The organism is Qipengyuania seohaensis (assembly GCF_002795865.1).
Taxonomy (GTDB): Bacteria; Pseudomonadota; Alphaproteobacteria; order Sphingomonadales; family Sphingomonadaceae; genus Qipengyuania; species Qipengyuania seohaensis.
Genome location: NZ_CP024920.1, coordinates 1,243,455 through 1,268,845 on the forward strand (window position 1 = coordinate 1,243,455; position 25,391 = coordinate 1,268,845).

The 25,391-nt window shown below is 63.5% G+C and carries 28 protein-coding genes; 11 read left to right on the top strand and 17 right to left on the bottom strand.

What is annotated here, in order from left to right:
• Nucleotides 1–74: 74 nt before the first annotated feature.
• The gene (locus CVE41_RS06090; protein WP_100259860.1) at nucleotides 75–365 is read right to left on the bottom strand and encodes a hypothetical protein; all 291 of its coding nucleotides are present in this window, start codon (nucleotides 363–365) and stop codon (nucleotides 75–77) included.
• Between the two features lie 128 nt (nucleotides 366–493).
• Here CVE41_RS06090 and recQ point away from each other — a divergent pair, with 128 nt between their 5' ends.
• The 7 genes from recQ to asd all read left to right on the top strand — a co-directional run bounded on the left by recQ (nucleotide 494) and on the right by asd (nucleotide 5,994).
• Nucleotides 494–2,278: a DNA helicase RecQ gene (gene recQ / locus CVE41_RS06095; RefSeq protein WP_100259861.1), complete on the top strand. Its 1,785-nt coding sequence runs from the start codon at nucleotides 494–496 to the stop codon at nucleotides 2,276–2,278.
• A gap of 71 nt (nucleotides 2,279–2,349) precedes the next feature.
• A complete protein-coding gene (locus tag CVE41_RS06100; protein WP_232725809.1) occupies nucleotides 2,350–3,261 on the top strand; it encodes an SPFH domain-containing protein in 912 nt (303 codons plus the stop codon).
• A gap of 26 nt (nucleotides 3,262–3,287) precedes the next feature.
• Nucleotides 3,288–3,491 (top strand): toxin-antitoxin system HicB family antitoxin, encoded by a 204-nt coding sequence (locus tag CVE41_RS06105; protein ID WP_100259862.1) that lies wholly within the window; start codon nucleotides 3,288–3,290, stop codon nucleotides 3,489–3,491.
• Nucleotide 3,492: 1 nt separating this feature from the next.
• On the top strand, nucleotides 3,493–3,750 hold the full coding sequence (locus tag CVE41_RS06110) for a hypothetical protein (RefSeq protein WP_232725810.1): 258 nt from the start codon (nucleotides 3,493–3,495) through the stop codon (nucleotides 3,748–3,750).
• Between the two features lie 33 nt (nucleotides 3,751–3,783).
• Nucleotides 3,784–4,797 (top strand): right-handed parallel beta-helix repeat-containing protein, encoded by a 1,014-nt coding sequence (locus CVE41_RS06115; RefSeq protein ID WP_332835728.1) that lies wholly within the window; start codon nucleotides 3,784–3,786, stop codon nucleotides 4,795–4,797.
• 46 nt (nucleotides 4,798–4,843) lie between these two features.
• Nucleotides 4,844–5,107 carry a DksA/TraR family C4-type zinc finger protein gene (locus tag CVE41_RS06120; RefSeq protein WP_100259864.1) on the top strand — a complete coding sequence of 88 codons (264 nt, stop codon included), beginning with the start codon at nucleotides 4,844–4,846 and terminating at the stop codon, nucleotides 5,105–5,107.
• A gap of 26 nt (nucleotides 5,108–5,133) precedes the next feature.
• Entirely contained in the window at nucleotides 5,134–5,994 is an 861-nt protein-coding gene (gene asd, locus CVE41_RS06125; protein WP_100259865.1) for an archaetidylserine decarboxylase, read from the top strand.
• Here the strand turns inward: asd and CVE41_RS06130 are convergent.
• From CVE41_RS06130 to pabB, 8 genes are all read right to left on the bottom strand, one after another.
• Nucleotides 5,973–6,473 (bottom strand): GNAT family N-acetyltransferase, encoded by a 501-nt coding sequence (locus CVE41_RS06130; RefSeq protein ID WP_100259866.1) that lies wholly within the window; start codon nucleotides 6,471–6,473, stop codon nucleotides 5,973–5,975. The two genes, asd and CVE41_RS06130, sit on opposite strands and share 22 nt — an antisense overlap.
• Nucleotides 6,470–7,579: a GTP cyclohydrolase II gene (gene ribA / locus CVE41_RS06135; protein WP_100259867.1), complete on the bottom strand. Its 1,110-nt coding sequence runs from the start codon at nucleotides 7,577–7,579 to the stop codon at nucleotides 6,470–6,472. Before ribA ends, CVE41_RS06130 begins: the two co-directional genes overlap by 4 nt.
• Entirely contained in the window at nucleotides 7,528–8,325 is a 798-nt protein-coding gene (gene xth, locus CVE41_RS06140; protein WP_100259868.1) for an exodeoxyribonuclease III, read from the bottom strand. Before xth ends, ribA begins: the two co-directional genes overlap by 52 nt.
• Nucleotides 8,326–8,589: 264 nt before the next feature.
• Nucleotides 8,590–9,252 carry a LolA family protein gene (locus CVE41_RS06145; RefSeq protein ID WP_100259869.1) on the bottom strand — a complete coding sequence of 221 codons (663 nt, stop codon included), beginning with the start codon at nucleotides 9,250–9,252 and terminating at the stop codon, nucleotides 8,590–8,592.
• A 77-nt stretch (nucleotides 9,253–9,329) separates the two neighbouring features.
• Nucleotides 9,330–9,497 carry a 50S ribosomal protein L33 gene (gene rpmG, locus CVE41_RS06150; RefSeq protein WP_100259870.1) on the bottom strand — a complete coding sequence of 56 codons (168 nt, stop codon included), beginning with the start codon at nucleotides 9,495–9,497 and terminating at the stop codon, nucleotides 9,330–9,332.
• A gap of 143 nt (nucleotides 9,498–9,640) precedes the next feature.
• Complete coding sequence (gene arfB, locus CVE41_RS06155) at nucleotides 9,641–10,045, bottom strand: alternative ribosome rescue aminoacyl-tRNA hydrolase ArfB (RefSeq protein ID WP_100259871.1); 405 nt, start codon at nucleotides 10,043–10,045, stop codon at nucleotides 9,641–9,643.
• A complete protein-coding gene (locus tag CVE41_RS06160) occupies nucleotides 10,045–10,707 on the bottom strand; it encodes an RluA family pseudouridine synthase (protein WP_100259872.1) in 663 nt (220 codons plus the stop codon). The genes arfB and CVE41_RS06160 overlap by 1 nt, the downstream gene beginning before the upstream one ends.
• Entirely contained in the window at nucleotides 10,708–12,516 is a 1,809-nt protein-coding gene (pabB, locus tag CVE41_RS06165) for an aminodeoxychorismate synthase component I (RefSeq protein WP_100259873.1), read from the bottom strand.
• A gap of 108 nt (nucleotides 12,517–12,624) precedes the next feature.
• Between pabB and CVE41_RS06170 the strand changes: the two genes are divergently transcribed.
• Nucleotides 12,625–14,151 carry a helicase HerA-like domain-containing protein gene (locus tag CVE41_RS06170; protein ID WP_100259874.1) on the top strand — a complete coding sequence of 509 codons (1,527 nt, stop codon included), beginning with the start codon at nucleotides 12,625–12,627 and terminating at the stop codon, nucleotides 14,149–14,151.
• On the opposite strand, the gene CVE41_RS06175 is transcribed toward CVE41_RS06170, so the two are convergent.
• The 6 genes from CVE41_RS06175 to CVE41_RS06200 all read right to left on the bottom strand — a co-directional run bounded on the left by CVE41_RS06175 (nucleotide 14,148) and on the right by CVE41_RS06200 (nucleotide 19,853).
• Nucleotides 14,148–15,548 (bottom strand): sensor histidine kinase, encoded by a 1,401-nt coding sequence (locus tag CVE41_RS06175; RefSeq protein WP_100259875.1) that lies wholly within the window; start codon nucleotides 15,546–15,548, stop codon nucleotides 14,148–14,150. The two genes, CVE41_RS06170 and CVE41_RS06175, sit on opposite strands and share 4 nt — an antisense overlap.
• On the bottom strand, nucleotides 15,548–16,282 hold the full coding sequence (locus tag CVE41_RS06180; protein ID WP_100259876.1) for a response regulator: 735 nt from the start codon (nucleotides 16,280–16,282) through the stop codon (nucleotides 15,548–15,550). Before CVE41_RS06180 ends, CVE41_RS06175 begins: the two co-directional genes overlap by 1 nt.
• A gap of 46 nt (nucleotides 16,283–16,328) precedes the next feature.
• Complete coding sequence (locus CVE41_RS06185; protein ID WP_100259877.1) at nucleotides 16,329–17,009, bottom strand: EF-hand domain-containing protein; 681 nt, start codon at nucleotides 17,007–17,009, stop codon at nucleotides 16,329–16,331.
• Nucleotides 17,010–17,188: 179 nt separating this feature from the next.
• Nucleotides 17,189–17,593: a cupin domain-containing protein gene (locus CVE41_RS06190; RefSeq protein WP_100259878.1), complete on the bottom strand. Its 405-nt coding sequence runs from the start codon at nucleotides 17,591–17,593 to the stop codon at nucleotides 17,189–17,191.
• Nucleotides 17,590–17,985 carry a VOC family protein gene (locus tag CVE41_RS06195; protein WP_100259879.1) on the bottom strand — a complete coding sequence of 132 codons (396 nt, stop codon included), beginning with the start codon at nucleotides 17,983–17,985 and terminating at the stop codon, nucleotides 17,590–17,592. The genes CVE41_RS06190 and CVE41_RS06195 overlap by 4 nt, the downstream gene beginning before the upstream one ends.
• A gap of 62 nt (nucleotides 17,986–18,047) precedes the next feature.
• Nucleotides 18,048–19,853, bottom strand: a complete 1,806-nt coding sequence (locus CVE41_RS06200; RefSeq protein ID WP_100259880.1) for an aminopeptidase P family protein — start codon at nucleotides 19,851–19,853, stop codon at nucleotides 18,048–18,050.
• A gap of 153 nt (nucleotides 19,854–20,006) precedes the next feature.
• Between CVE41_RS06200 and CVE41_RS06205 the strand changes: the two genes are divergently transcribed.
• Genes CVE41_RS06205 through CVE41_RS06210 form a run of 3 tightly spaced genes read left to right on the top strand, consistent with a single transcriptional unit; the run spans nucleotide 20,007 to nucleotide 22,694 of the window.
• Nucleotides 20,007–22,166 carry a S9 family peptidase gene (locus CVE41_RS06205; protein WP_100261390.1) on the top strand — a complete coding sequence of 720 codons (2,160 nt, stop codon included), beginning with the start codon at nucleotides 20,007–20,009 and terminating at the stop codon, nucleotides 22,164–22,166.
• Nucleotides 22,167–22,170: 4 nt separating this feature from the next.
• The gene (locus CVE41_RS14945; protein ID WP_269800174.1) at nucleotides 22,171–22,293 is read left to right on the top strand and encodes a hypothetical protein; all 123 of its coding nucleotides are present in this window, start codon (nucleotides 22,171–22,173) and stop codon (nucleotides 22,291–22,293) included.
• A complete protein-coding gene (locus CVE41_RS06210) occupies nucleotides 22,290–22,694 on the top strand; it encodes an acyl-CoA thioesterase (protein ID WP_100259881.1) in 405 nt (134 codons plus the stop codon). Before CVE41_RS14945 ends, CVE41_RS06210 begins: the two co-directional genes overlap by 4 nt.
• Here the strand turns inward: CVE41_RS06210 and ald are convergent.
• Together ald and CVE41_RS06220 are read right to left on the bottom strand one after the other, a co-directional pair.
• Nucleotides 22,691–23,806, bottom strand: a complete 1,116-nt coding sequence (gene ald / locus CVE41_RS06215; RefSeq protein WP_100259882.1) for an alanine dehydrogenase — start codon at nucleotides 23,804–23,806, stop codon at nucleotides 22,691–22,693. The genes CVE41_RS06210 and ald overlap by 4 nt on opposite strands.
• A 78-nt stretch (nucleotides 23,807–23,884) precedes the next feature.
• Complete coding sequence (locus CVE41_RS06220; protein ID WP_232725812.1) at nucleotides 23,885–25,378, bottom strand: DUF389 domain-containing protein; 1,494 nt, start codon at nucleotides 25,376–25,378, stop codon at nucleotides 23,885–23,887.
• Nucleotides 25,379–25,391 lie beyond the last annotated feature (13 nt).

A 25,391-nucleotide genomic window follows, 5' to 3' on the forward strand; every position in this document is an offset into this window, starting at 1 on the left:
GGGCAAAATCCGCTACGGCAAGCAAAGGGACAGACGCGCCATCCGCGCCTGTCCCCTGCCGACGTAGTTTACCGTTACTGGCTTTCTTCGGCCATCGCGTCGAGCGCGGCTTCCGCAGTAGCGGCGGCATTATCGCCCGCTGCTTCGATCGAAGCACTTTCGGCAGCTTCGGCAGCCGAATTGTCGACTTCGACCGGTTCGCTTGCGGCGGTATCTTCGACCGGCTCTTCGGTCACCGGTTCGAGTGCTTCGTCGGCAGCAACTTCGACGGTGTCGGCTTCGGCTTCGGTCGAGGCGTCGTCGGCACTGCCGCAGGCGGCCAGCGCCAGCGAAGCGGTTGCAGCGGCAAGAATACGGAACTTCATCTGTCTCTCCTGATCATCGCGCCGGTCGGCGCGGTCGAGGGGTGGTTAATATGCCCTGCCCCCAAGGTCCAAGGGGAAAATGCACTCGCGCCGCTTGCGCCGCCAGCCTGCTGCGTCGACAGGGAGGTATGCCCCCTCTCGATGGAGACAATCTGGACCGCGCCCGCGAAACCTTGCGTTCGACCTTCGGGTTCGGCGGGTTCCGCGGCCGACAGGAAGATGTCGTCGAGCGTGTGCTCAATAGGCGATCCACCCTCGCGGTCATGCCCACCGGGGCAGGCAAGTCGCTCACCTACCAGCTCCCGGCGGTAATGATGCCCGGCACATGCATCGTCATCAGCCCGCTTATCGCGCTGATGCACGACCAGCTGCGCAGCGCCCGGGCGAACGGGATTCGCGCAGCCACCCTGACCAGCGCCGATGCGGACTGGCGCGAAACGCAGGATGCCTTTCGTGCGGGCGAGCTGGACCTGCTCTACGTCGCGCCCGAACGTGCCAGCCAGCAAGGATTCCGCGATATGCTGGGCGCAACGCCGCTTGCGCTGTTCGCGGTCGACGAAGCGCATTGCGTTTCGGAATGGGGCCACGATTTCCGCCCCGATTATCGCCAGCTGCGCCCGCTGATGGATGCCTTTCCGGATGTGCCGCGCCTGGCGCTGACAGCAACAGCAGACCGGCAGACCCGCGCCGACGTGATGACGCAATTGGGCATTCCGGACGACGGGCTGGTGCTGGCGGGGTTCGACCGGCCCAATATCCGCTATGCGATCACCACGCGCGACAATCCCGTGCGGCAGATCACCGACCTCATGACCCTCCAGCCGGGCCCGGGCATCGTCTACGCCCAGACCCGCCGCAAGGTGGAGGAAATTGCCGACAAGCTCGCCGCAACAACCGGCCGCGCAGTGCGTCCCTATCACGCCGGCCTCCCGGCCGAGACACGCGCCGCAAACCAGGCCGCTTTCGTCGAAAGCGAAGACATGGTCATCGTGGCCACGATCGCTTTCGGCATGGGGATCGACAAGCCGGACGTGCGCTTCGTCGCCCATGTCGGCGTGCCCAAATCGATCGAAGGCTATTACCAGGAAACGGGCCGTGCCGGGCGCGACGGCGACCCGAGCCTTGCGACGATGCTCTGGGGTGCGGCCGATTTCGCCACTGCCCGACAGCGCCTGATGGAATTGCCCGAATCGCGCCGCAGCGCAGAGCGCGCGCGCCTCGATGCGCTGGCCGGACTGGTCGAAACGCCGCATTGCCGCCGCGCGGTCCTACTGCGCCACTTCGGGGAAAACCCGAACGAGAGCTGCGGCAATTGCGACAATTGCCTCGATCCGCCCGAGGTGACCGACACGACCGAACTCGCACGCAAGCTGCTGTCCGCCGTCTATCGCACCGGCCAGAGTTTCGGCATGGGCCATCTTCAGAAGGTGCTGGTCGGCGCAGAGGACGAGCGCGTCCGCCAGCGCGGTCACGACCGTCTCAGCGTATTCGGCATCGTCGAGGGCGAAGACGCCCGCCTGCTGCAGCCGCTTGGCCGTGCACTCCAGGCGCGGGGCGATCTGGTCCCGACCGAGCATGGCGGACTGTCGCTCGGCGGTGCGGCGCGCGAGATTATCAAGGGTGAGCGCAAGGTAGAGATCATCGTCCCGCCCAAACGTACCCGCAGGCGGCGCGGAGAATCGACCGCCAATCCGGTCGGCGATCCACTGTTCGAGGCATTGCGCGATTTGCGCCGGAATTTGGCCAAGGAGGCGGGTGTCCCGCCCTATGTCGTGTTCCACGATTCCACCCTGCGCGAAATGGCTTCGATCCGGCCCTCGACCCTGTCGGATCTGGGCAAGCTTGGCGGAGTGGGAACCCGCAAGCTCGACGCCTATGGCGAGCGGTTCCTTGCGGAGATCGCCCGACACTGACCGGATTTTCTTGACCGATCACCCCTCCTGATATATTTATGATATCATATTTATATAACAGGAGGCAGGATATGTCGGTGGAAATGTCCGGAATGAATGTCAGCCGCGAACACGCGGCGACGAGCTACAATGGTTACATCATGTTGCTGGTGCTGCTGGGTCTTGCTGCGACACTGGCCTTTATCCTGCCGGGGATGGCGCCCGATGGAGGAGCGGCGAAAGGCACGAAGCTGCTCTTTGTCGGCACCTTGGTTCTGTCGGTACTTTCAGTAATCATCGTCGCCGCGGGCTTCTTCATGATCCAGCCCAACCAGGCGGCCGTCATCACCCTTTTCGGCGAATACAAGGGCAGCGAGCGTACCGAGGGGCTGCGCTGGGTCTGGCCGTGGATGGGAAAGGCCAAGATCTCCGCCCGCGCCCACAACATCCATTCGGAACGGGTGAAAATCAACGACCTGCGCGGCAACCCGATCGAGATTGCCTGCAACGTGGTCTGGCGCGTACGCGATACCGCGCAGGCAAGCTTCGATGTCGACGATTACAAGGAGTTCGTGAACATCCAGATCGAGGCGGGGCTGCGCACAGTCGGTTCGCGCCATCCCTATGACGATTTCGAAGGCGAGGAAGTCACGCTTCGCGGCGGCGGTGACGTGGTCAACCGCGAACTGCTGGAAGAGCTGAACGATCGCCTCAAGGTCGCGGGCATCGTCGTGGACGAGGCGGGGCTGACGCACCTCGCCTATGCCAGCGAAATTGCCAGCGCCATGCTCAAGCGCCAGCAAGCCGACGCCATCATCGCGGCGCGGACCAAGATCGTTCTTGGTGCCGTGGGCATGGTCGAGGACGCGCTGACCAAGCTGAGCGAGGACAATATCGTCGAACTCGACGACGAGCGGCGTGCGGCCATGGTGTCGAACCTGATGGTTGTGCTGTGCGGCGAGAAGGATGTGCATCCGGTCGTCAACGCCGGCTCGCTGTACTGATCCCGCAGGATTAGTGGAGAGGCCTCATGGCCAAACCCCCAGCCAAGAAAGCCTTCGCCCTGCGCCTCGACCCGGCAGTCCACGCCGCGGTCGAGCGTCTGGCGGCAGACGAACTGCGCAGCGCCAATGCGCAGATCGAAATGTTGTTGCGCGAAGCGTTGAAAAAGCGCGGTATCGACGTCGCGATTACCAGACAGCCCAAGCGCGGACGACCGAGGAAGGATGATTGAGATGAAGGACGACAATCCGTGGTTCGCTCCGAAGCGCTATGGCTATGGCGCAGGCCTGCCGATCGCCTGGCAGGGGTGGGCCCTGCTGGTAGTATATACCCTGGTCATGTTGGCTCCGGCCCCCTTGCTGGAGTGGGATCCCGTCATCGGGCTTGGATTTGCCATCGTCGTCTGGCTCTTTGCCACGCTCGCCGTAGTGTTCATTGCCAAGCACAAGACCCGCGGGGGCTGGCGGTGGAGGCATGGCGAAGAGGATTGACATCCGCATCCCTGCGATCATCCTGTTTGCGCGATGTTAACCATTAAATCCTACGCAATTGCGATGGTTTCGCCCCTAGCCTTTGCTGCCGGACGCCTGCCGCGCTGGATCGTGGCCGGTGTGGCGACGCTGGCGGTCGGGGCCATTCCGCTCGCCGCGCTGATGGCCCAGCCGGTCCGCGGCAACTTTACCGTGGCGGAAACGGGCCGCGGGTTTGCGCTTCTGCAGGATGCGGTCGACGCGATCGGGAGCGGCGCGGGCACGATCTTGGTTGCTCCCGGCGTCTACGACCAGTGCGCTGTCCAGAAAGCGGGCCGCATAGAATATCGCGCGGCCGAGCCTGGGCGGTCTATCTTCGACAGCGGAATTTGCGAGGGCAAGGCGGCGCTCGTCCTGCGCGGCGATGCTACTGCGGTGCGAGGCCTGACCTTCGCCAACATGCACGTGCGCGAGCACAATGGCGCCGGTATTCGCCTCGAGAATGGGGAACTTTCGATCATCCAGAGCTGGTTCCGCGACAGCGACCAGGGCTTGCTGACCGTCAATGGCAAATCGAACCGGATCACGATCGACAAGTCCACTTTCACCCGTCTCGGCACCTGTGAAGGAAGCGGCGGGTGTGCCCATTCCATCTATGTCGGCGACTACGGCGAACTGGAAGTGACCCGCAGTCGTTTCGAACAGGGCCGCGGCGGGCACTATGTAAAATCGCGCGCCAGCCGCAATCGCATCGCCAACAACAGTTTCGACGATACCGGCGGGCGCGGCACCAATTACATGATCGACCTGCCCGAGGGTGGCTCGGGCATGATCAGCGGGAATTGGTTCGTCCAGGGCACGGACAAGGAAAACTGGTCCGCCCTGATCGCAATCGGGGCGGCAGGCGGGAAATACTCTTCCGACGGGCTGGTCATTCGCGACAACGACGCGCGCCTCGCGCCTGGCATCACACGGAAGCCCGCCTTCATCGCCGACTGGACCGGCGATGCCCTGGCCATCGGCGAGAACTCCCTCGGGACCAATATCAAGCCATTCGAAAGCCGCTGAGGAACACCCTCCCCTCCCGCATCGTTGATGGGGAAAGGAGCGAGAAATGGCAGGCGGATGGGCGCGAGATGGCGCCGTTCAGGACCAGATAGACGATACGGTGAACGATGCGGTCAGCGCCGCACGCGCCCGTATGCCGCGTGGCGAGAGCGCCGAATATTGCGACGAATGCGGCGAACGGATCCCGCAGAAGCGGCGCGACGCCCTTCCCGGCGTGCGCACCTGCGTGGCCTGCCAGTCCGCCCGCGATGCCACCACCCGCCAGTCCGGCATCAATCGTCGAGGCAGCAAGGACAGCCAGTTGCGCTAGGGCGCAATTCGGTTCACGGCCCGGGCATGACATCACCCTTCATCTGGCTTCAGCACATGCTGCCGCATCATGCCGTTTCGCGCGCGGCGGGCACCCTCGCATCGAGCGAGACAGGCGCAGTCAAGAACCTGCTGATCCGCCGCTTCATCGACGCCTACGATGTCGACATGAGCGAGGCGGCACGCGGTATCGACGAGTACCGCAGCTTCAACGACTTCTTCACCCGCGAACTGAAGCCCGGTGCCAGGCCCCTGGCCGATGCCGGCGAGCATATCCTTTCGCCAGCCGACGGCGCCATCAGCCAGATCGGCCGCATCGAGGAAGGCCGCATCTTCCAGGCAAAGGGACGACATTTTACCGCAAGCCAATTGCTGGGCGGCGACGAGGACGCGGCGCGCCTGTTCGAAGGCGGCAGCTTCGCCACGATCTACCTCAGCCCCCGCGATTACCATCGTGTGCATATGCCCGCCGCAGGTAGGCTCACGAGCGCGACCTACGTCCCGGGAGACCTGTTCTCGGTGAACCAGGTCACGGCCGAGAACGTCGATGGACTGTTCGCGCGCAACGAACGCCTCGCCTGCCTGTTTGACGGTCCCGACGGATGCTTTGCCAGCGTCATGGTCGGCGCGATGATCGTGGCGGGGATCGAAACGGTGTGGTCGGGGCTGGAAGAAACCCATTCGCCCAAGCTCAAGCGGACCGATTTTTCCGGTGGCGCGCACCGGTTTGCGGCAGGCGATGAAATGGGTCGCTTTATCCTGGGATCGACCGTCGTACTGCTGTTCGAGCGCGGTCGTGGCGAATGGCTCGACCGGTTCAAGGCAGGCGACAGCGTCCGGATGGGCGAGGCGCTAGGCCGGCGACTTCAGCCGAACGCCGAGGCGTAACTCACGATACCCGTCGGCGCGCTGCCGGTGATGACCAGCCGCTGGAAATACTCGGGCGGCGGTCCGGGGTATTCCAGTTGCGGATCATGTTCGAAACCGAAGCGCGAATAATAGGCCGGATCGCCCAGAAGGACGATACCCGCAGCGCCCATTTGCCGCATATCCGCTATCGTGCGCTGCATCAGGCGCGAACCGATCCCGCCGCGTTGCAGGGACGGCAGTACGGAAATCGGCCCGAGGCCGTACCAATCGCCCGGCTTCCCATCGATCGTGACCGGTGAAACGGCCACATGGCCGACAATCCGTTCTGCATCCTCCGCCACCAGCGAAAGGGTCAGATCACCATCACCGCGCAAGCGGTCGACCAGCTCGTGTTCGTCGCCATCCGCGAAAGCCATGTCGCGAAACGCCGCCTCGGTCAGTGTCCGGATTGCGGCGACATCGCGGGGGTTTTCGCCCCGGATCATGATGGCGCTCATGGAAGCAGGTGCCCCGCACGATCCCGCTTCGTGGCAAGATAACGGGCGTTGTGGGGATTGTCCGGCAGGGCGTGCGGGACACGCTCGTCGATTTGTACGCCGTGCGCGGCCAGTGCGTCGACCTTGGCCGGATTGTTCGTCATCAGGCGGATACTGCGCACACCGAGGAGGTCGAGCATCCTTGCCGCAGTGGGAAAGTCACGTGCTTCGTCCGGCAGGCCCAGCCGCGTGTTCGCATCGACCGTGTCGAAACCCTGGTCCTGCAAGCGATAGGCACGCAGCTTGTTGATGAGGCCGATGCCGCGTCCCTCCTGCCGCATGTAGAGCAGCACACCCCAACCGCCCTCTTCGGCCTCATTCGCCATCGCATGGAGGGCCGCGTCGAGCTGTGGGCCACAATCGCATTTGAGGCTGCCGAGAACGTCGCCGGTAAGGCATTCGGAATGGAGGCGCACCAGCGGCGGCTTGTCCGAGCGTTCCTTGCCGATCACCAGCGCCACATGCTCGCGCGTATCGTCGGGGTGGCGGAAAGCCACGATCCGCGCATCGGGCGCTGCATCCACCGGCAGGGAGGCCCGCGATGCTATGCGCAAGGTGTCGGCTTGCGAAAAAGCATCCAAGTCCGACGCTTCGAGGTGCACAGCCTCCCCCGCACCTTCCGGAGCGACGAGAAACGCGGGCAATATCCCGGCGATGCGCGCCAGTTCCAGGGCAGCTGCCGCCTGCCCTTCCCACTCCAGCGTCAGCGCCTTGAACGGACCCTTCATCGGCTTGGTCAAATCCAGCGCCGGATCGGCAATCGCCAAGGCGGCAGGCAGGTCGAATGTCTCCGCCCCGCGAAGCAGGACCGGCTGGCGCGGTGCCGCCGCTTCGCGCTGGTTGGCCAGTTTCAATGTGACCGCGCGGGTTGCCGAAATCAGCATTTCGCCTGCCGTCACTTCGGCGAACGCCGTCTCGACCGGTTGCAACAGCGGCGCACCGGCAATCGCCAGCGGCCAGCCGTGCCTCAGCGCATCGACGGCCTGCGCCGCCCGGCGTGAAGGCGATGCCTCGTTCAGAGAGAAAACTCCGTCACCAGCGGCACGTGGTCTGAAGGCTTTTCCCAGTCGCGGGCGTATTCATGGACCGAGTGGCCGGTCGCCTGTTCCGCGAGTTCGGGGCTTGCCCACATGTGATCGAGCCGGCGGCCTCGGTCGTTGGCCTTCCAGTCTTTCGCCCGGTAGCTCCACCAGCTGTAATAGCGTTCGGGCGAAGGGATGTGTTCGCGCCCGATATCGGCCCAGCCGTGCGCATCCATGAAGCGCTGCAGCGCGTCGACCTCGACCGGCGTGTGGCTGACGACCTTCAGCAATTGCTTGTGGTTCCACACGTCGCTTTCGAGCGGCGCGATATTGAAATCGCCCACGATAAGCGTGGGGCGATCGACCTTGTCCGCCCAGCGCGTCATCCGCTCGAGAAAATCGAGCTTCTGGCCGAATTTCACATTCTTCTCGCGGTCGGGCTCGTCGCCGCCAGCGGGGACATAGACGTTTTCTACGATCATGCCCTGGTGTGCCGGATCGGTCAGTTCCACCCCGACGTGGCGCGCCTCGCCATTGTCCTGCCAGTCATGCTTCGAAAAATCACGGAAGGGAATTTTCCCGACCGTCGCCACGCCATGGTAGCCCTTCTGCCCATGGATGGCGAAATGCTCGTACCCGAGTTCGCGGAAGGCTTCGAAGGGGAACTGGTGTTCCTGGCACTTGATCTCCTGCAAGCACAGGATGTCGGGCCCCTGCTCCTCCAGGAAGCGGGCGACAATCGGCATACGCAGGCGGACGGAATTGATATTCCAGGATGCAACAGAAACCATGGCCGCCGAGATAGGGCGGCGAAGCGCGGCGGTCCACCCTGCCGCACACAACAAAAAACCCTCGAGCCGGGGGCAAATGGCTCGAGGGTTCCTTGTGAGCGTTCGTCACGCTTGGAACGAAGCGGTTTGAGGGGTGGCAATCAACAGGGGGGAAATTGCCGTCCGCCGCTTCGTAGACTTATAAATAGGACCGATCGTCTTGCTGCTCAATGAACATCGAACCGCCGGAGGTCGTATAAGGCGAACGGTTCGTCGCCGGTCCGTTTATCCCGGACGACGGGACGTTTTGCGCGGGTCCTTGAAGGTGAACGCGCTGTCGGCAACCGACACGCCGTAGCGGTGGTTGCGCAGGCGAACAGTGGTGCGGTGATTCTGTGCATCGAGCGCGACCCAATGGGTGAGGCGCAGGCCGCCAGGGGCGCTGGCATCACGCGCGAAGATGAGGGTGATCGCGCCGAATTCGGGTCGCTTGGGATCGCGCACTTCGATGCTGACGACATCGCTGTGTCCGGTCGGAACCAGCTTGCCGTACCGCTTCACGTCACGGCTCGGGTCGAGCAGCGCGCCGAGAGGCGAATTCTTGATCGGCCAACGCTGGACCTGGCTCACCTCGTAATCGACCATGTACATCGACTTGCCGTTCGAGACGACGAGCAGGGGAACGCCCTTTTCGTATTCGAAACGGATCTTGCCGGGTCGCTTCAGCGTCATGACGCCGGAGACGGACTGGCCGTTGCGGTCGGTCTGGACGAAGTCGGCCTTCATGGTAGCGATACCGCGAAGGGCATCGACCGCACGGTCGAGATCGCCTGCGGCAGCCTCCACCGGGGCGGGGGCTGCCAGAAAGCTTGCCGGAATCGCAGTGGCCACCGCAAACGCGATGGCCGAGGCGAAGGGTCGATTCTTGAAAAGGGTCAAGGTGTTCATGCTCCACGATTTAGCGTCGGAGCATTGAACTGTCACTGAACTGCGTGCGTTCCCGCCGTTCAGCTTGCCGGATCGAATTACTTGATCTTGGCTTCCTTGAACTCGACGTGCTTGCGCACGACCGGATCGTACTTCTTGAAGGTGAACTTCTCGGTGTGATTCCGGGGGTTCTTCTTGGTCACGTAGTAGAAGCCCGTGTCGGCGGTCGAGACGAGCTTGATCTTGACGGTTGCGGGCTTCGCCATGGCGTGTTCCTAAAGATCTCGTTGCAAGGGCCGTCCCGAGAGGGAAACCGGCCGAAAAAATAAGGGCGGCGCAGGTCGCACCGCCGTCCGGCGCGCCCTTTGTGTGATTCCCGGTGAAAAGTCAAGCATTGGCGCGCACTGCATCAGAGCTGGACCTTCCCCCGATTGGCCTTCACCTCGCCCCGCACCTTCTTGGCCTTGAGGCGCTTGACCTTGCCGACCCGATTCACGCGGCTCTTCTTGCGCTTTTTCGGCGGGGTTAGCGCTTCGGTCAGGATTGCCGCCAGCCGGACCCGGGCGGCTTCGCGATTGCGTTCCTGCGTACGGTGTTCGTTCGCGGTGAGGACGATCTCGCCGTCCTGCGTCAGCTTGCTGCCCGCGATATCCTTCAGCCGGTTGAACGCATCAGGCGGCAGGCCAAGCTGGAAAACATCGACCCGCAACTGCACGGCGGTCGCGACCTTGTTGACGTTCTGCCCGCCGGGTCCGGAGGAGGCGATAAATTTCTCCTCCGCAATCGCATTCGCCTTGTCGACGATGCGGCCCATTAGTCCGCTTCGTCGGCGAAACCGAGGGCTGCGAAATCGCGCGGCATCGGCGCCCTCGCCTCGATCATCGATTTCTTTTCGCGTGGCACGACCAGCCCGGCCGCATGCAGCATGGTGCGCGGCGCGCCCTTGCCGGACCCGTAAACCGGGTCGCCGAGCAGCGGCATACCGAGCCCCGCTTCGCAATGGATGCGAATCTGGTGCGTGCGTCCGGTTTCCGGCCGGAACTCGACCAGCGCATGGCCACCGCTTTGGCCTATGACCTTCCAGTGCGTGACGGACGGCTTGCCCTTCTTCGCCGCGATCATCCGCCAGCCCTTTTCGGCGCTGCTGATCTTCGAGAGCGACAGCTCGATCGTGCCCTCGGTTTCCGACGGAATGCCCGTGAGAATGCCAAGATAGCGCTTCTCGACCACGCGGTCTTCGAAGGCCTTGGAGAAGCGCTTCAGCGATTTCGGGTTGCGGGCCAAGAGCAGGCATCCGCTGGTATCGGTGTCGAGCCGGTGTACGGGTGAGGGATCGCGCTGGAAGCCCAGACGCAGCTGCTCGAAATGATCCTCCAGGCACCGCCCGCCCTTCTTCGGCCGGTCGACCGGAAGGCCGGCAGGCTTGTTGATGACGAGCGCTTCGCCGTCTTCGAACAGGATCGGGATATCGGTCATTCAGTCCTTCAGTTCCGCTCGCACCATCTGGCGCAGCGCATTGCCGAGGAAGAAACCGTCCTCGAGATCGGAAATCGCAAGCTCCGCTTCCTTCGCCCTGCCCTCTGCAAGCAGGCTCTGGCGTAGCACGCCGGGAAGGAGGCCAAGTGTGGCAGGCGGCGTCAGCAGGACACCGTCACGCTCAACGAAGATATTGGTGACGCAGCCTTCGGTGACAAGTCCGTCCTCGCGCACCAGCAGGCATTCCTGCGCGCCATGGTGCCGGGCGACTGCTTGTGCGTCCTCGTAGAAACTGCGGTCGGTGGTCTTGTGACGAAGCCGCCAATCGCCCGGATCGACCGGCATCGGCATGACTATGCACTTCGCCGGTTCCGGCCATGGTGCTGGCATATCATGCACTTCAAGGGCGAGTGCCCCCGAACGCGACGCCAAGAGGCGGATCCGGCTGGGCTTTTCGACCACGAAGCATAGCGCGTGCAATTGGTTGCGCGCCTCGTGCCGGTCGAAGGAGAAGCCGAGCACGCCAGCGCTTTCCTTCATGCGCACTAGGTGTTCTTCGAGATGCGCAATCCCCTCGTCGGGCGAAAAACGCATCGTCTCGATGAGGTCGAATTGCGCCGCACGGTGATCGGGCGACGAAGAGCGGGCGAATGCACCCTTGAGGATAGCCTCGCGCCACTCTGTGCGGGCTTCGCTGTCGGCAACGATTGCACCGCCGACACCCAGCACGGCCTTGCCGCGCCCGTTCTCGATCTCTGTCAGGCGCAGCGTGCGGATGGCTACGTTGAAGGCCGCGTCGCCATCGGCACCGATCCGACCGATGGCCCCGCAATAGGGACCGCGGGGGTCGCGTTCGACCTCGTCGATCAACTCCATCGCGCGGATTTTCGGGACGCCGGTGATCGACCCGCACGGGAAAAGCGCCTTCACGAGGTCGATTGCGCCCGCATCCGGCTTGAGCCGCGCGCGAACGACGCTCACCATCTGGTGGACGGTGGGATAGCTTTCGATGGCGAAGGGTTCGTCCACCCGCACGCTACCGGCTTCGGCAACCCGGCTGAGATCGTTGCGCATCAGGTCGACGATCATCAGGTTTTCGGCCTTGTCCTTGACCGATTGCGCCAGTTCCTCTGCCAGCGCCGCATCCTGCTGTGGGTCCGCTGCACGCGGGCGCGTGCCTTTCATCGGTTTGGCCTTGGCTTCGCGGTCCTTGAGCGAGACGAAAAGCTCGGGGCTGAGGCTGAGCAGCCAGTGCGAACCGTCGAAGATCACCCCGCCGTAACCCGCCTGTGCGGCAGGCCTCAGCGCAGCATAAAGCCCCAGCGGATCGCCGGTGAAATTTCCAGCCAGCTGGAAGGTGAGGTTCGCCTGGTAGATGTCGCCTGCGCTGATCGTTTCCTGTAGGCGATCGAACGCCTCGGCGTATCCGCCCGGCGAAACTTGCGGCTCAAGCGGTCCGACGCTTCCGTTTCCGGCAGAACGTTCGTGGAGCCATGCTGGTACGGCCTCGGCCGCAATCCGCGACGGCGCATCGAACAGCCCCAGCCAGACCAGTGGGCCTGAGGCGCCCGTCCTCGAAGCTGCGCGATGTTCAAGCCTGCTCTCAAGCGCCAGCCCCGCCTCGTAAGCGATGAAGCCGGCCAGTTCCCCGCCTTCGCGCCGCGCCTGCTCCGCAGCCTCCAGCGTCGCTGCCACATCTTCGGGCCGCGAGGCGACAAAGACCGCGCGCGGCCGTTCGAACAGCAACGCGTCCGCCGCACCATCGCTGCGTGCATCGTCGAGTAGAACGAAAGGGTCGCGCCGCGCCATATGCCCAGCCTTTACCGCAGCGGCAGGCTATGTCGAGGGATAGCTTGACCCTGCCGCCTCGACTGCGCCAAACCGCTGGCAACACATGACAAGAGGACACGGGGCCAGATGAGCGATATTTTCCTAGGATTGGGCGGCAATGGAGAGAACCAGTATCTCAGGCTGGCGCAGGCCAATCGCCACGGATTGATCGCCGGAGCCACCGGCACGGGCAAGACCGTCACTCTGCAGGGCCTTGCAGAAAGCTTCTCCGCTCGCGGCGTCCCCGTATTCGTGGCCGATGTCAAAGGCGACCTGTCCGGCATCTCCATGGCCGGTTCCCCCCAGTTCAAGCATGCGGTCAAGCTGGAAGGCCGCGCGAAGGAACTGGGCATGGACGACTATGCCTATGCCGACAATGCGGCGGTGTTCTGGGACCTCTATGGGGAAAAGGGTTTCCCGATCCGCACGACGATTTCGGAAATGGGTCCGCTGCTCCTGGCACGGCTGCTGGACCTCAACGACACCCAGGAAGGCGTGCTCAACATCGTCTTCCGCTATGCCGACGAGAACAATTTGCTGCTGCTCGACCTTGGCGACCTGCAGGCCATGCTGACCTTCGCCTATGAAAACGCCAAGGACCTGTCCGGCAAATACGGCAATGTCTCCAAGGCCAGCGTGGGGGCGATCCAGCGCCAGCTGCTCAGCTTCGAGAGCCAGGGAGCGGACGAATTCTTCGGCGAGCCTGCGCTGGAGATCGACGATTTCCTCGCCACCGACGAAAAGGGTCGTGGCGTGATCAACGTGCTAGCTGCCGACAAGCTGATGCGCAGTCCCAAACTCTACGCGACCTTCCTGCTCTGGCTGCTGGCCGAACTGTTCGAAACGCTCCCCGAGGTCGGCGACCCGGACAAGCCGAAGCTGGTGTTCTTCTTCGACGAGGCACACCTCCTCTTCGACGATGCGCCCGAAGCACTGGAAGAAAAGGTCGAGCAGGTCGTACGCCTTATTCGGTCAAAGGGCGTGGGCGTCTATTTCGTCACCCAGAACCCGATCGACATTCCGGAGAAGATCGCGGGCCAGCTAGGCAACCGAGTCCAGCACGCGCTGCGCGCCTTCACTCCGCGCGACCAGCGCGCCATCAAGGCCGCCGCCGAGACATTCCGCATCAATCCCGATCTCGATGTCGAGGAAGCGATCACCGAACTGAAAGTGGGCGAGGCGCTGGTCTCCACGCTCGACGAGGACGGTGCGCCATCGGTCGTGCAGCGCACGCTGATCAAGCCGCCCCACTCGCGCCTCGGCCCGGTGACGGAAAAAGAGCGCAAGATCGTGAACTCTGTCAGCGATCTCGACGGGAAATACGATGAAGCGATCGACCGCGAAAGCGCGGAAGAAGTGCTAGCGGCAAAGACGCTCGACGCCGCCGAAACCGCCAAGGAGGTCGAGGAAAAGGGCGAGGAGGAAGTGCGCAAGCGCGAACGCAAGAGCCCATCCATGTGGAGCAAGGCTGGCAAGGCTGCCGCGACCGCTGCGGCAGGCTCGCTCTCGTCGGTGGCCGTTGCCGCAGTACTCGGCAAGAAATCGCGCGCCGATCCGGTACGCACGGGCCTCAATGCCTTCGTGCGCAATATCGTCGGCGGGTTGATGCGTTAGATCGGAAGGCGCAATTCGGCGCGCAGGCCGCCCTTCTGCCGGTTCTCCAGTACCAGCGAACCACCATGCTGCTCCGCAACGGCGCGCGTGATGGTCAGGCCGAGACCGGCGCCGCCCGTGGCGCGATTGCGGCTTGCCTCGCCGCGGGTGAAAGGTTCGAGCATTTCGGCGATGCGATCTTCGGGAATGCCGGGCCCGTCGTCTTCGACGCGGATCACCGCCTCGTCGCCTTCCCGAACCAACGCGACTTCTGCGGTTCCGCCATAACGTAGCGCATTGGAGATGAGGTTGCGCACGCCTCGTTTCAGCCAGGTGAGGTGCACCGGCGCGGGCACCCGCTGGCCGTCGAGCAGCGCGACCGGCTGGCTCATGTCCTCGAATTCCTCGACCACCGAAACCAGCAGGGCGTAGAGGTCCGTCCGTTCGGCAGGGCGTTCGGCGCGGCCGATGCGCGCGAGCAGCAGGATCTCGTCGAGCGTGCGCGTGATCTCTTCGATCGAATCCGCCATCTTGGCCCTCAGACCCTCATTCCCGATCGCTTCGATCCTTACTCGCAGCGCGGCCAGCGGCGTTTTCAGGTCGTGGCCGATGGCGCCCAGCATGACGTCCTTTTCATCCAGCATGGCAGCGATGCGCGCTTCCATCGCATTATGCGCCGCGATCAGGCTGCGAATATCGTCGGGGCCGCTCGCCTCGATCGGAGTGATGCTGCCCGGATTGGACGAAAACCGTTCCGTCTGATGCGTCAGTCTCGCCAAGGGCCGGGTGATCCGGCGCAGCAGGACGAACAGGACCGTCATGACCAGTATGAAGATCACCAGCGTTTGGGCCGCAGTAACCAGGAAAACCCTCCGGTCGTCGCGTGGAAACGGTACCCGGGCGACGTGCCATGCGCCGCCTTCCTCCCATTGGACGGCGGCGACGAAGACTTTCCTGAACCCTCGGACCATTCTGCGCGATGCCGGGTTCCAGTCGCGAACCCGCTGCATCACCACGGGATCGTCGTCGGTGGAGCGAATGGTCGCAAGGACGGCATGCGGTTCGCGAACGAACCCGGTAAGACGCGCCGCAATGGCTGTCGCAAGCGCATCGTCCGACGTCTCGCCCGGCAAGAGGGGATAGGCTTCGGTCACCTCGCCCCGCATCCAGCGGCCACCCAGTTCACGCCGGTCTGCCCGGAAACGTCGGCGATCCCCTTCGAGCACCGCTTCGCCGCGAGCCTGGCGAAACACCGGCGCGCCCCACAAGGAAAGCTGGGCGGCGCTGATCAAAGCCTCCTCGCGCCGCTCTTCGGCAATACGATAGAGCAGTCCGGTCGTCACCAATTGCGCCAGCAGGAGCGCTCCGGCGACTGCCAGCAATGTCTGGCCCAGCAGGCTCTTGGGAAGGAACCGCATCAGGACTTGTCCGCCGCCTTGCGTGTGACATCCGCGCCGAACCGGTAGCCACCGCCGCGGACCGTCTGGATGAAATGCGGATTGCGGCTGTCTGCCTCGATCTTGCGGCGCAGGCGGCTGACCTGGTTGTCCACCGCGCGGTCGAACAATTGCGCCTCGCGCCCCTGGACCATGTCCAGCAGCCGGTCACGGTCGAGCACCTGTCGCGGGTGGTCGCAGAATGCGCGCAGCATGCGGAATTCCGCCGTCGAGATCGGTACAAGCGTACCTTCAGGATCGGTCAGCCGGCGCTTCAGCGGGTCGAGCGTCCAGCCGTCGAAAACATAAGCTAGATCGTCCGCAGGCTCCGCGCCGGTGCGGTCTGCCCGGCGAAGGACGGAGCGTATGCGCGCAACGAGTTCGCGCGGTTCGAAGGGCTTGGTGACATAATCGTCAGCCCCGATTTCGAGGCCGATAATCCGGTCCATCGCCTCGCCCCTGGCCGTCAGCAGGATGACGGGAAGCTGGCGGCTTTCGACAAGGTGGCGACAGAGGGAAAGCCCATCTTCGCCCGGCATCATGATATCGAGCAGGACGAGGTCGGGCCGATCGGTCTCGAGCCGCGAACGCGCCTGCGCCGCGCTCTCGGCCTCGGTAACGACGAACCCCTGGCCGGAAAGATATTCCGCCAGGGGTTCGCGTAGGCTGGCTTCATCGTCGACCAGCAGCAGGGTGATGGGCGCAGCATCGTTCATGCGTGACCTATGCACTCGCTTGGCGGTGAACGAAACAGAAAGCCGGTTACTGGCTGCGACGCTGGGCGCGGCGTTCCTGCCGTGCCTGCTTCATGGCTTCGCGCTCTGCAGCCGAAATCTCGCCATTGCCGTCGGTATCGGCCCGGGCGAAGCGTGCATCGACTGCCGCCTGGAATTCAGCGCGCGAGATCGACTTGTCGCCATCGGTGTCGGCGCGCTTCAGCATGGCCATGGGGCCACCGCGCTTGCCACCGCGACGCGCCTTGCGACCTTCGCCGCCGCGTTCGCCGCGCATTTCCTTCATGACCTGCATTTCGGTCTGCGAAAGACCGCCCGAATTGTCGGTGTCGAGCTGGGCGAAACGCTCTTCCATCCGCGCCCCACGACGTTCGCCACGCTCGCCGCGGCGTGCTTCGCGCTTCTCCTTGCGCGCTTCGTGCATTGCCTTCATTTCGGCCTGCGACAATTCGCCGTCGCCATTGGCGTCGGCCTTGGCGAACATCGCCTGGCGCCGTTCAATACGGTCTTCGGCATTGATCACGCCGTCGCCATTGGCGTCCATTCGGGCAAACATCTCGTTTGAGTGTGCGGTGTGTTCGGCGCTGGTCACGACGCCGTTGCCATCCGCATCGGGGTTGGTCTTGCCCATGTGCTGGTGCGCGATCGCAGCAGTTCCAGTCAGCGCGAGCGCTGCGGCGGACAGTGTCAAAGTGATCTTTTTCATCATGTGTTCTCCTGAACTTGGAGAACTGCGGCGCGCCTGGGTCGGGGGGAGGGATTGAGGGACAGCGCCGCAGTTCGTCTCACCGTTATAGGCCCGCCTTGTCGCAGCAATGTGCCGGATCGCAGGAGAATTGTAACGGAATGTAACGCGACCGGCGTCCTGTTCACCCACCTGTCAGGAAGTCACCGTGGTCGATGTTGCGTGCCCTCGCCGGCAGTGATGAAGATCGCAGTCGCATGGGATTCCACGTCGGCGATGTGCCACACGCCTGCCGGGTTGATCGCATATTCGCCCACTTCCAGAGTTAGGGTCTCGCGGCGACCGTCGGGAAATTCCTGCGTCAGCACCATGCTCCCTTTCGTGCAGATAACGACTTCCTCGCCATGCGGATGCATTTCCCAGCTATCCCAGTCTTCGGAAAAGCTGTGCTGGCTGACCAGCCTGCCTTCGCGCCCGTCACTGCCGTGACGCTGCCCATAGCCTTCGTACCAGTCCATCCCGCCCTCGAAGGGAGGCTGGGGGACGGCTGTCGCCCCCAGCCCGAGGTGCAGGAAACTGTCCGAAAGGCGGCGCTTGCCCGTGGTCACTCGACCTTGTCCATGAGGTAGGCGTTGAGCTTGTTACCGTCGGGATCGCGGAAATAGGCGGCGTAGAAGAGCATGCCGTTCTCGTCCGGCTCGCCCCTCGGTCCGGGCTCACCCTCGTCGCTGCCGCCATTGGCGAGCGCGATGTCATACAGCCTTTTCACCTGCTCGCGGTCCTTCGCCTCCAGCGCGACCATCGTGCCATTGCCGACCGTCGCCTTTTCGCCATCGAACGGCATGGTCGCCGCGATGCCCGCGCCGCCATCCCATTTGCCCCACGCGATGAAGGTTTCGAATTCCATCATTCGCCCCACGCCCATTTCGGCCGCGATGGCATCATAGAATTTGGCCGCCCTCGTAAGGTCGTTGGTGCCAAGCGTAACGTAACCGATCATGCAAACTCTCCTATTTGGAAACGACTCGCGACCGGTGGAACATTACGTGAACATAACTTTTCCTACAAGGGTGCGCATTCGCGTTCGAGCCAGGCGAGGTCCTCGCCCTCCAGCTGCGGCGCGAGGATGGCGCGGGTCTTGGCGTGGTAGTCATTCCACCATGCGACCTCACGTTCGCTGAGCAGGCTCTTGTCGACCAGCTTGCGGTCGAGCGGCACGTGGGTCAGCGTCTCGAAGCCGAGGTACTTGCCTTCCGATCCATCGATGCCGGCGTCCACCACGAGAACGAGGTTCTCGATCCGGATCCCGTACTCGCCCGGCTTGTAATAGCCCGGTTCGTTGGAAAGGATCATGCCTTCGCGAAGCGGGGTTTCGGTCCCGCGGAAGGCGCCGCCGGGCTTCGAAATGCGCTGCGGGCCCTCATGGACCGACAGATAGCTGCCGACGCCGTGGCCGGTCCCGTGGCCGTAATCCACGCCCGCCTGCCACAGGTGCATACGCGCCAACGCATCGAGAGCGCCGCCGCTGGTCGCATCGGGAAACTTGGCAAGGTCCAGTTCGATATGGCCCTTCAGCACGCGCGTGTTGCGGTCGATCATTTCCGCCGTTGGTTCGCCCGGGCCGACCCAGACCGTCCGAGTGATGTCGGTGGTGCCGTCGGGATACTGGCCGCCCGAATCGCACAGGTAGATGCTGGACGGCGGGATCGGGATATTGCTGTCCTCGTTGACCTTGTAATGCGGCAGGGCAGCATGGCCCGCAGCCGCGCTGATCGTGTCGAAGCTGGTATCCTTGAGGTCCGGGCTAAGGCCGCGGAATTCGCGCAGCTTGGCCGCTGCCGTCAATTCGTCGATCTCGCCCGAGGGAGCGTTTTCCTCGATCCAGCGCAGATATTTCACGACGGCAGCCCCGTCGCGCGCTTGGGCATCGCGGTGGCCTTGCCTTTCAGCCTCGTTCTTGATTGCCTTGGGCAGCACGGCCGGGTCGTCGTCGCGAACGACCTTCGCCCCGCCCGCTTCGAGCGCGTGGAAGATGCCTGCGACCGCATGGCGCGGATCGACAGCCACGGTTTTGCCTTGCAACTTCGCGAGCGCAGGCTCGAAAGCGGCGCGATCTTTGATGCGCACCGCATTGCCGAGGTGCTGGGTCAGTTCGGGCGTGACCTTCTCGGGTGCGATGAAGAGATCGGCGGTCCCGTCCGCATGGGCGACGACATACGATAGGGCCACGGGCGTATTGTCGACGTCCTTGCCGCGCATATTGAGGACCCACGCTACGGAATCGAGCGCGGTGACGACGGTGGCGTCGTACCCTTCCTGCTTCAGCCAGTCTGCGATTTCGGCGCGCTTGTCCGCGCTCGACCGGCCGGCGAGGCGGTCTTCATGCGGCACGGCGGCAGCCTTGCTCGGCTCTGGCCGGTCGGCCCAGACCGCGTCGATCGGATTACCGTCGACAGGGACGAGCTCGATTCCCTTCTTGGCGAAGAGTTTTTCCGCCTCTTCCGCCCAGCCGATGCCGTGCAGCCAGGCGTCGTATCCGATCCGCGCGCCTTCGGGCGCATTGGCCGCGATCCATTTGGCAGGCGAGGTCGCAGGCACGTCCTCGTAGTCGTAGAGCTTGCCGTCGACCTGCTCGCGCACCTGCACGGTATAGCGGCCGTCGGTGAACATGGCCGCCTTGTCCTTCAGCACCACCGCGCTGCCCGCGCTGCCGCCGAAGCCGGTCAGCCAATGTAGGCGCTGGGCATAGGAGCCGACATATTCGCTCATGTGCTCGTCCGAAATGGGGACGACGAAGCCGTGAAGGCCCCGCTTTGCGAGTTCGGTGCGCAGCGCATCGAGGCGCGCTTCGTGGGTCTGCATCAACATGCGAATAAATCCTTTCGTCGGCTGCCGTCCCGCATCGGTGGAGACGGCGCTTGCGGCTTTGCATCTTGCCGCATAGTCACACCTGCAACTTAGACACTTGCGGCACCGCTTTCCAGCTTTGTGCCGCCATCGGGGAGATCATTCATGGCTTACATGCGACTGGCCGCGTGCCTATCTGCCGTATCGCTCGTTCTGGCTGCGCCTGGCGCGGCCCAAGATACCGAAGGGACTTCAGTGACTGCACCTACCTCTCCGCCCAAAGCCGAGAAGCGCGACCATTCCTATACCCATCACGGAATCACGATCTCCGATCCGTATCACTGGCTCAAGGACCAGAGCTATCCGACGATCGATGACGAAGACATCCTCGACTACGTGAAGGCGGAAAACGCCTGGTACGAAGCGCGCATGGCGCCGCAGAAGGAACTCGTCGACACGCTGTTCGAAGAGATGAAGGCGCGGATCAAGGAAGACGATTCAACCGTTCCGCAAAAGGATGGCGACTGGCTTTACTGGTCCGAATTCGAAGAGGGCGCGCAATATCGCAAGCATTACCGCAAGCCGGTATCGGGCGGCGATGCGGTGCTGATCCTTGACGAGAACGAACTGGCACAAGGCCTGGAATATTTCCGGCTCGGTGCAGCGTCGGTCAGCAAGAACGGGCGCTATCTCGCCTATTCGACCGACAGCAACGGGTCCGAACGCTATACCGCGCGGATCAAGGACCTGCAGACCGGAGAATTGCTGCCGGACGAACTGACGAACCTGCGCGGAGGGCTCACCTGGGTCGCTAACGATACGGCGCTGGTCTACGGCCCCTCGACCGAGGAATGGCGCTCGCTCGAAGCGAAGCTGCACGTGCTGGGCACGCCGGTCGAAAGCGACGTCACTCTCTATGAAGAGGAAGACCAGAGCTTCGGCGTGGGCGCAGGCTTGTCGGCACAAGACGACTGGCTGATCATCGCCACGGGCGACAACGAAACCAGCGAAGTGCGCCTCGTGCGCGCAGACGATCCGACCGGCGAACAGATCCTCGTCAGGCCGCGCCAGAAGGGTGTCGAATATTCGGTCGATGTCCGCACAGACGAGACAGGCACGAACCTGTTCGTGTGGACCAATGACGATCACATCAACTTCCGCCTCGCCAAGGCTTCGATCGAAGCACCCGGCGAATGGGAAACCGTGATCGCCGGATCGGACGAATTCTACCTCACCGGTTTCGACCTGTTCCAGGATTTCTTCGTGACGGAAGGTCGCCTCGACGGGCTCGACCAGATCCAGCTGCGCACTTACGACGCGCCGCTTCAGGCACGGGCGATCAGCTTCCCCGAAGCGAGCTACAATGCGGGCCTTTCGAACAATCCCGAATATGCCGTCACCAAGCTGCGCCTCGACTATGAAAGCATGGTCACGCCGGATTCTGTCTATGATTACGACGTCGCCAGCGGCGGGCTCGAACTGCTCAAGCAGCAGGAAATCCCGAGCGGCTACGACGCGTCGCTCTACACCACCGAACGTCTGAGCGTGCAATCGCGCGACGGCACGATGATCCCGGTCAGCGTGGTCTATCGCAAGGATCGCAAGGACGGCGCCATGCCGCTCCATCTCTATGCTTACGGCGCCTATGGCTATGCCATGCCGCCCGGCTTCTCAACCACGCGCCTCAGCCTGATCGACCGCGGCTTCGCCTATGCCATCGCGCATATCCGCGGCGGCGACGACCTCGGCCGGCGCTGGTATTTGCAGGGCAAGATGTTCGAGCGGGCCAACACCTTCAACGATTTCGTCGATGTCGGACGCGGCCTGATCGAGAAGGGCTACACCGCAGAAGGCAAGATCACCGCCAGCGGCGGGTCCGCAGGCGGCGAGCTGATGGGCGCGATCGTCAACCAGGATCCGGAGCAGTACGGCGCTGTCGTGGCCCACGTCCCCTTCGTCGACGTGCTCAACACCATGCTTGACGAGAGCCTCCCACTGACGCCCGGCGAATGGCAGGAATGGGGGAATCCCATCACCGACAAAGCCGCGTTTGCCTATATCCTCAGCTACTCGCCCTATGACCAGGTGAAGGCTCAGGATTACCCGCCGATGCTGGTGACCGCCGGTCTCAACGATCCGCGCGTCACCTATTGGGAACCTGCCAAGTGGGTTGCCAAGCTGCGCGAGGTGAAGACCGACGACAACGAACTGCTGCTCAAGACCAATATGGGCGCAGGGCACGGCGGCAAGTCAGGCCGCTGGAATTCGGTCTACGAAGTGGCTGAAGAATACGCCTTCATCCTGTGGCAGATGGGAATGACCGGGCAGGAATGACGGCTTGAAAGAGAGGAACTACCTGCGGGAAATCGCGCTGCTCCTCGGGGCGTGCGTCCTGCTGGCGGTTCTTCTCTTCATCCTCGTTTTCAGTCCCTGCCTCTTCGGTTTCGGAGCCTGCCCGTGAGCCAACGCTTCACCCGCACCTTTACGGCGCTACCCGAGCACATCGACGAGCTCGGCCACGTCAACAATGCCATCTGGGTCCAGTGGATCCAGGACATGTCGACCAGCCATTGGGAAGCCGCCGCGCGGCCGGAAGACAGGGCGACCTATTTCTGGGTCGTGACCCGGCACGAGATCGATTATCGCGGCAATGTCGCCGAAGGCGAAAGCGTAACCGGCACGACCTGGATCGAAGGCAGCGCGCGCGGGGCGACATCGGTTCGCCGCGTCGAGTTCCGCGACGCGAACGACAAGGTCATCGTGTCCGCAGCAACGACCTGGGCCATGCTGGAACGCGCATCGAACAGGCTGGCGAGGGTTCGGCCCGAAATGCTCGAAGCCCTCACTAAAGAGCAGGATTAACCGAGCAGGTCGGCAACCGGTCGATAGTTGTAGCCAAGCTCGCTTGCCACCGCTTCATAAGTGACTTCGCCCGCGTGCACGTTGAGCCCTTCGGCGAGATGCGGGTCGTTGCGCATCGCGTCCTTCCAGCCCATCCGCGCAATACGCAGGGCGTGGGGTAGCGTCACATTGTTCAGCGCATAGGTGCTGGTGCGCGCGACGGCGCCCGGCATATTCGCAACGCAGTAATGCACGATGTCGTCGACGACATAGGTCGGGTCGGCATGGGTGGTGGGCTTCGAAGTCTCGAAGCAGCCGCCCTGGTCGATGGCGACGTCGACAAGGACCGCGCCCTTCTGCATGTCGCCCAGCATTTCGCGGGTGACGAGCTTCGGGGCTGCCGCGCCGGGGATCAGCACCGCGCCGATAACGAGGTCCGCGCCGCACACGGCGTCATAGAGGTTGGCCTTGTTCGAGAAGCGCGTGCTGGCGCGGCTTTCGAAATGGGTGCCGACCTTCTCGAGCACTTCGGGGTCGCGATCGAGGATAGTGACGTCCGCACCAAGGCCCGCCGCCATCTGCGCCGCGTTGAAACCGACCACGCCGCCGCCGATGACCACGACCTTGCCCGGCATCACGCCCGGTACGCCGCCGAGCAGCACACCGCGTCCGCCATGCGCCTTTTCGAGCGCGGTCGCACCTGCCTGCACGCTCATGCGGCCGGCCACCTGGCTCATCGGCTTCAAGAGCGGCAACTGGCCGCGCGGGCCGGTCACGGTTTCATAGGCGATTGCGGTTACACCGCTATCGACGAGGTCTTTCGTCTGGTCCGGATCGGGCGCGAGGTGGAGATAGGTGTAGAGGATCTGGTCCGCGCGCAATTTCTTGCGTTCGACCGCCTGCGGTTCCTTCACCTTCACGACCATTTCGCATTCGGCGAAGATCGGATCGGGTCCGTCGACGATCTTGGCGCCCGCCGCAACATATTGTTCGTCCGTCGCATCGATGCCGCAACCGGCCTGCGTCTCGATCCACACTTCGTGACCCTGCGCGACGAGTTCGTTCGCACTCTCCGGCGTCAGGCCGACGCGGTATTCATGGTTCTTGATTTCTTTCGGACAGCCGATGCGCATGGGTGCGGACTCCTTCTCTGGGAAGCGCCGCTACTCGTGAAAACCCTTCGCTGCAAGCGCGCTTGCCGTAGCGTATTTTTATTCCGGCAAAGCCTGCCAGCGCGCTTCGAAACGATCGGGAGAGCCGCCATTCGTTTGCGTTAATGTCACGCCGCGTTCGCGCAATTGGCCAGCGACCGCATCGAACGCTTCACCCTCGCGTCCAGCCAGGGCGATGCCGAGTCCCTGCCGCCGGGCAGCCCAGGCAATGACATCGAGCGCCTGCTGTCCCGCAGCGTCCGGTTCGCCCTCGGCCAGGGTGATCGAAGGCAGGGTGAGGAGCGGCGGACGCAGTTCGACCGACCAGCCGGGCATGCCCGCATCGACACGGCCTTCCAGCACGCGCCAGCCCTCCACCGTCAGACCGGGGAGGTGGCTTGCCTGCACGATCGCGCGGCGATTGTCGCGGTCGACCGTCACTTCGGATTTTTCGACCCCGGCGACCAGCGCGAGTTCACCGACCATTTCCGCAATCTGGCGTTCCGTCGCCTGCGCGCGCTGTTCATCCTTGGCGCGGGCGAGTTCGGCGGCTTCTGCATCGCCAGGGTTTGTACCCACGCGATATTGTTCGACTGCCACCACAACCTCACGCTCGAAGCGTTTCTCGAAGCGGCGCTTGATCTCGGCATTGGCCTTGCTGTTGAACTGCGGCGTATCGACCGTCCCGCTTACGACGACAGGATCGGCGTCCCAGTCGATGCCGGTGACATTGACACGGGCCTTGTCCGGGAAGCTTTCGGCGATGACATCCTGCACTACGCGCTGCGCATTGGCCTCGAAGGCGATGTCCCGGAGCGAAAAGCCGAGCGGGATGGCCAGGCCCACGAAGACCACAAAGATGCCGAAGTTCTGGAACCAGCCCTGCCTTGCCGACAGGTCCGTGCGGAAACCATAGAGGCGCGCCATGATCGTTGCCGAGAGGGCAATGGTCAGGAAGTTGGTGATGTAGAGTGCCAGCGCGCCGCCGAAGACCGTCCAGTTCAATGTCGCGAGTCCGTATCCCACGGCGGCCAGCGGCGGCATGAGGGCGGTTGCGATAGCGACGCCGACGATCGTGCCCTCGCGTCCGCGGATAAGCGCGTAGGAGCCTGCAAGTGAGGAAAACAGCGCGACCAAGAGGTCGAACAGGTTCGGCTGGGTACGCGCGGCGATTTCCGAAGTAACCGTCTGCAAGGGAGAGACCAGCACGATGAGCGCGGTAAACAGGACCGCGGCAATAGTCCCGATCGCCAACGCCCTGATGCTGATGCGCAGCCATTTCAGCTTGCCCGAGGCGAGGGCAAAGCCCGCCCCGATGATCGGGCTCATCAGCGGGGACAAAAGCATGGCCCCGATGACCACGGCCGGCGAGGACAGCAGCATGCCCAGGATCGCAATGCCAGCCGACATCATCGTCATGAAAATATAGCGCGGACTGGCATCGCTCTCGCCCGCGATCTTGGCGATCACAGCGGTGTGATCGACATCGGCCACCACATGGTCCAGCCACCAGCGCCGGATCGGCACCAATGCGCGCCCGATCGGGCTATGCACCCAACCGGGGGTC

Excerpts from the sequence above, each read along its gene's own strand:
- CVE41_RS06100 (WP_232725809.1), top strand. The coding sequence starts at position 2,350 with ATGTCGGTGGAAATGTCCGGAATGAATGTCAGCCGCGAACACGCGGCG.
- CVE41_RS06180 (WP_100259876.1), bottom strand. The coding sequence starts at position 16,282 with ATGAACGATGCTGCGCCCATCACCCTGCTGCTGGTCGACGATGAAGCC.
- rpmG (WP_100259870.1), bottom strand. The coding sequence starts at position 9,497 with ATGGCGAAGCCCGCAACCGTCAAGATCAAGCTCGTCTCGACCGCCGAC.
- arfB (WP_100259871.1), bottom strand. The coding sequence starts at position 10,045 with ATGGGCCGCATCGTCGACAAGGCGAATGCGATTGCGGAGGAGAAATTT.
- recQ (WP_100259861.1), top strand. The coding sequence starts at position 494 with ATGCCCCCTCTCGATGGAGACAATCTGGACCGCGCCCGCGAAACCTTG.
- asd (WP_100259865.1), top strand. The coding sequence starts at position 5,134 with ATGACATCACCCTTCATCTGGCTTCAGCACATGCTGCCGCATCATGCC.
- CVE41_RS06120 (WP_100259864.1), top strand. The coding sequence starts at position 4,844 with ATGGCAGGCGGATGGGCGCGAGATGGCGCCGTTCAGGACCAGATAGAC.
- CVE41_RS06090 (WP_100259860.1), bottom strand. The coding sequence starts at position 365 with ATGAAGTTCCGTATTCTTGCCGCTGCAACCGCTTCGCTGGCGCTGGCC.
- CVE41_RS06130 (WP_100259866.1), bottom strand. The coding sequence starts at position 6,473 with ATGAGCGCCATCATGATCCGGGGCGAAAACCCCCGCGATGTCGCCGCA.
- CVE41_RS06110 (WP_232725810.1), top strand. The coding sequence starts at position 3,493 with ATGAAGGACGACAATCCGTGGTTCGCTCCGAAGCGCTATGGCTATGGC.
- CVE41_RS06170 (WP_100259874.1), top strand. The coding sequence starts at position 12,625 with ATGAGCGATATTTTCCTAGGATTGGGCGGCAATGGAGAGAACCAGTAT.
- pabB (WP_100259873.1), bottom strand. The coding sequence starts at position 12,516 with ATGGCGCGGCGCGACCCTTTCGTTCTACTCGACGATGCACGCAGCGAT.
- ald (WP_100259882.1), bottom strand. The coding sequence starts at position 23,806 with ATGCGCATCGGCTGTCCGAAAGAAATCAAGAACCATGAATACCGCGTC.
- CVE41_RS06115 (WP_332835728.1), top strand. The coding sequence starts at position 3,784 with ATGTTAACCATTAAATCCTACGCAATTGCGATGGTTTCGCCCCTAGCC.
- CVE41_RS06195 (WP_100259879.1), bottom strand. The coding sequence starts at position 17,985 with ATGATCGGTTACGTTACGCTTGGCACCAACGACCTTACGAGGGCGGCC.
- CVE41_RS06200 (WP_100259880.1), bottom strand. The coding sequence starts at position 19,853 with ATGTTGATGCAGACCCACGAAGCGCGCCTCGATGCGCTGCGCACCGAA.
- CVE41_RS06175 (WP_100259875.1), bottom strand. The coding sequence starts at position 15,548 with ATGCGGTTCCTTCCCAAGAGCCTGCTGGGCCAGACATTGCTGGCAGTC.
- CVE41_RS06105 (WP_100259862.1), top strand. The coding sequence starts at position 3,288 with ATGGCCAAACCCCCAGCCAAGAAAGCCTTCGCCCTGCGCCTCGACCCG.
- CVE41_RS06160 (WP_100259872.1), bottom strand. The coding sequence starts at position 10,707 with ATGACCGATATCCCGATCCTGTTCGAAGACGGCGAAGCGCTCGTCATC.
- CVE41_RS06205 (WP_100261390.1), top strand. The coding sequence starts at position 20,007 with ATGCGACTGGCCGCGTGCCTATCTGCCGTATCGCTCGTTCTGGCTGCG.
- CVE41_RS06185 (WP_100259877.1), bottom strand. The coding sequence starts at position 17,009 with ATGATGAAAAAGATCACTTTGACACTGTCCGCCGCAGCGCTCGCGCTG.
- CVE41_RS06145 (WP_100259869.1), bottom strand. The coding sequence starts at position 9,252 with ATGAACACCTTGACCCTTTTCAAGAATCGACCCTTCGCCTCGGCCATC.
- xth (WP_100259868.1), bottom strand. The coding sequence starts at position 8,325 with ATGGTTTCTGTTGCATCCTGGAATATCAATTCCGTCCGCCTGCGTATG.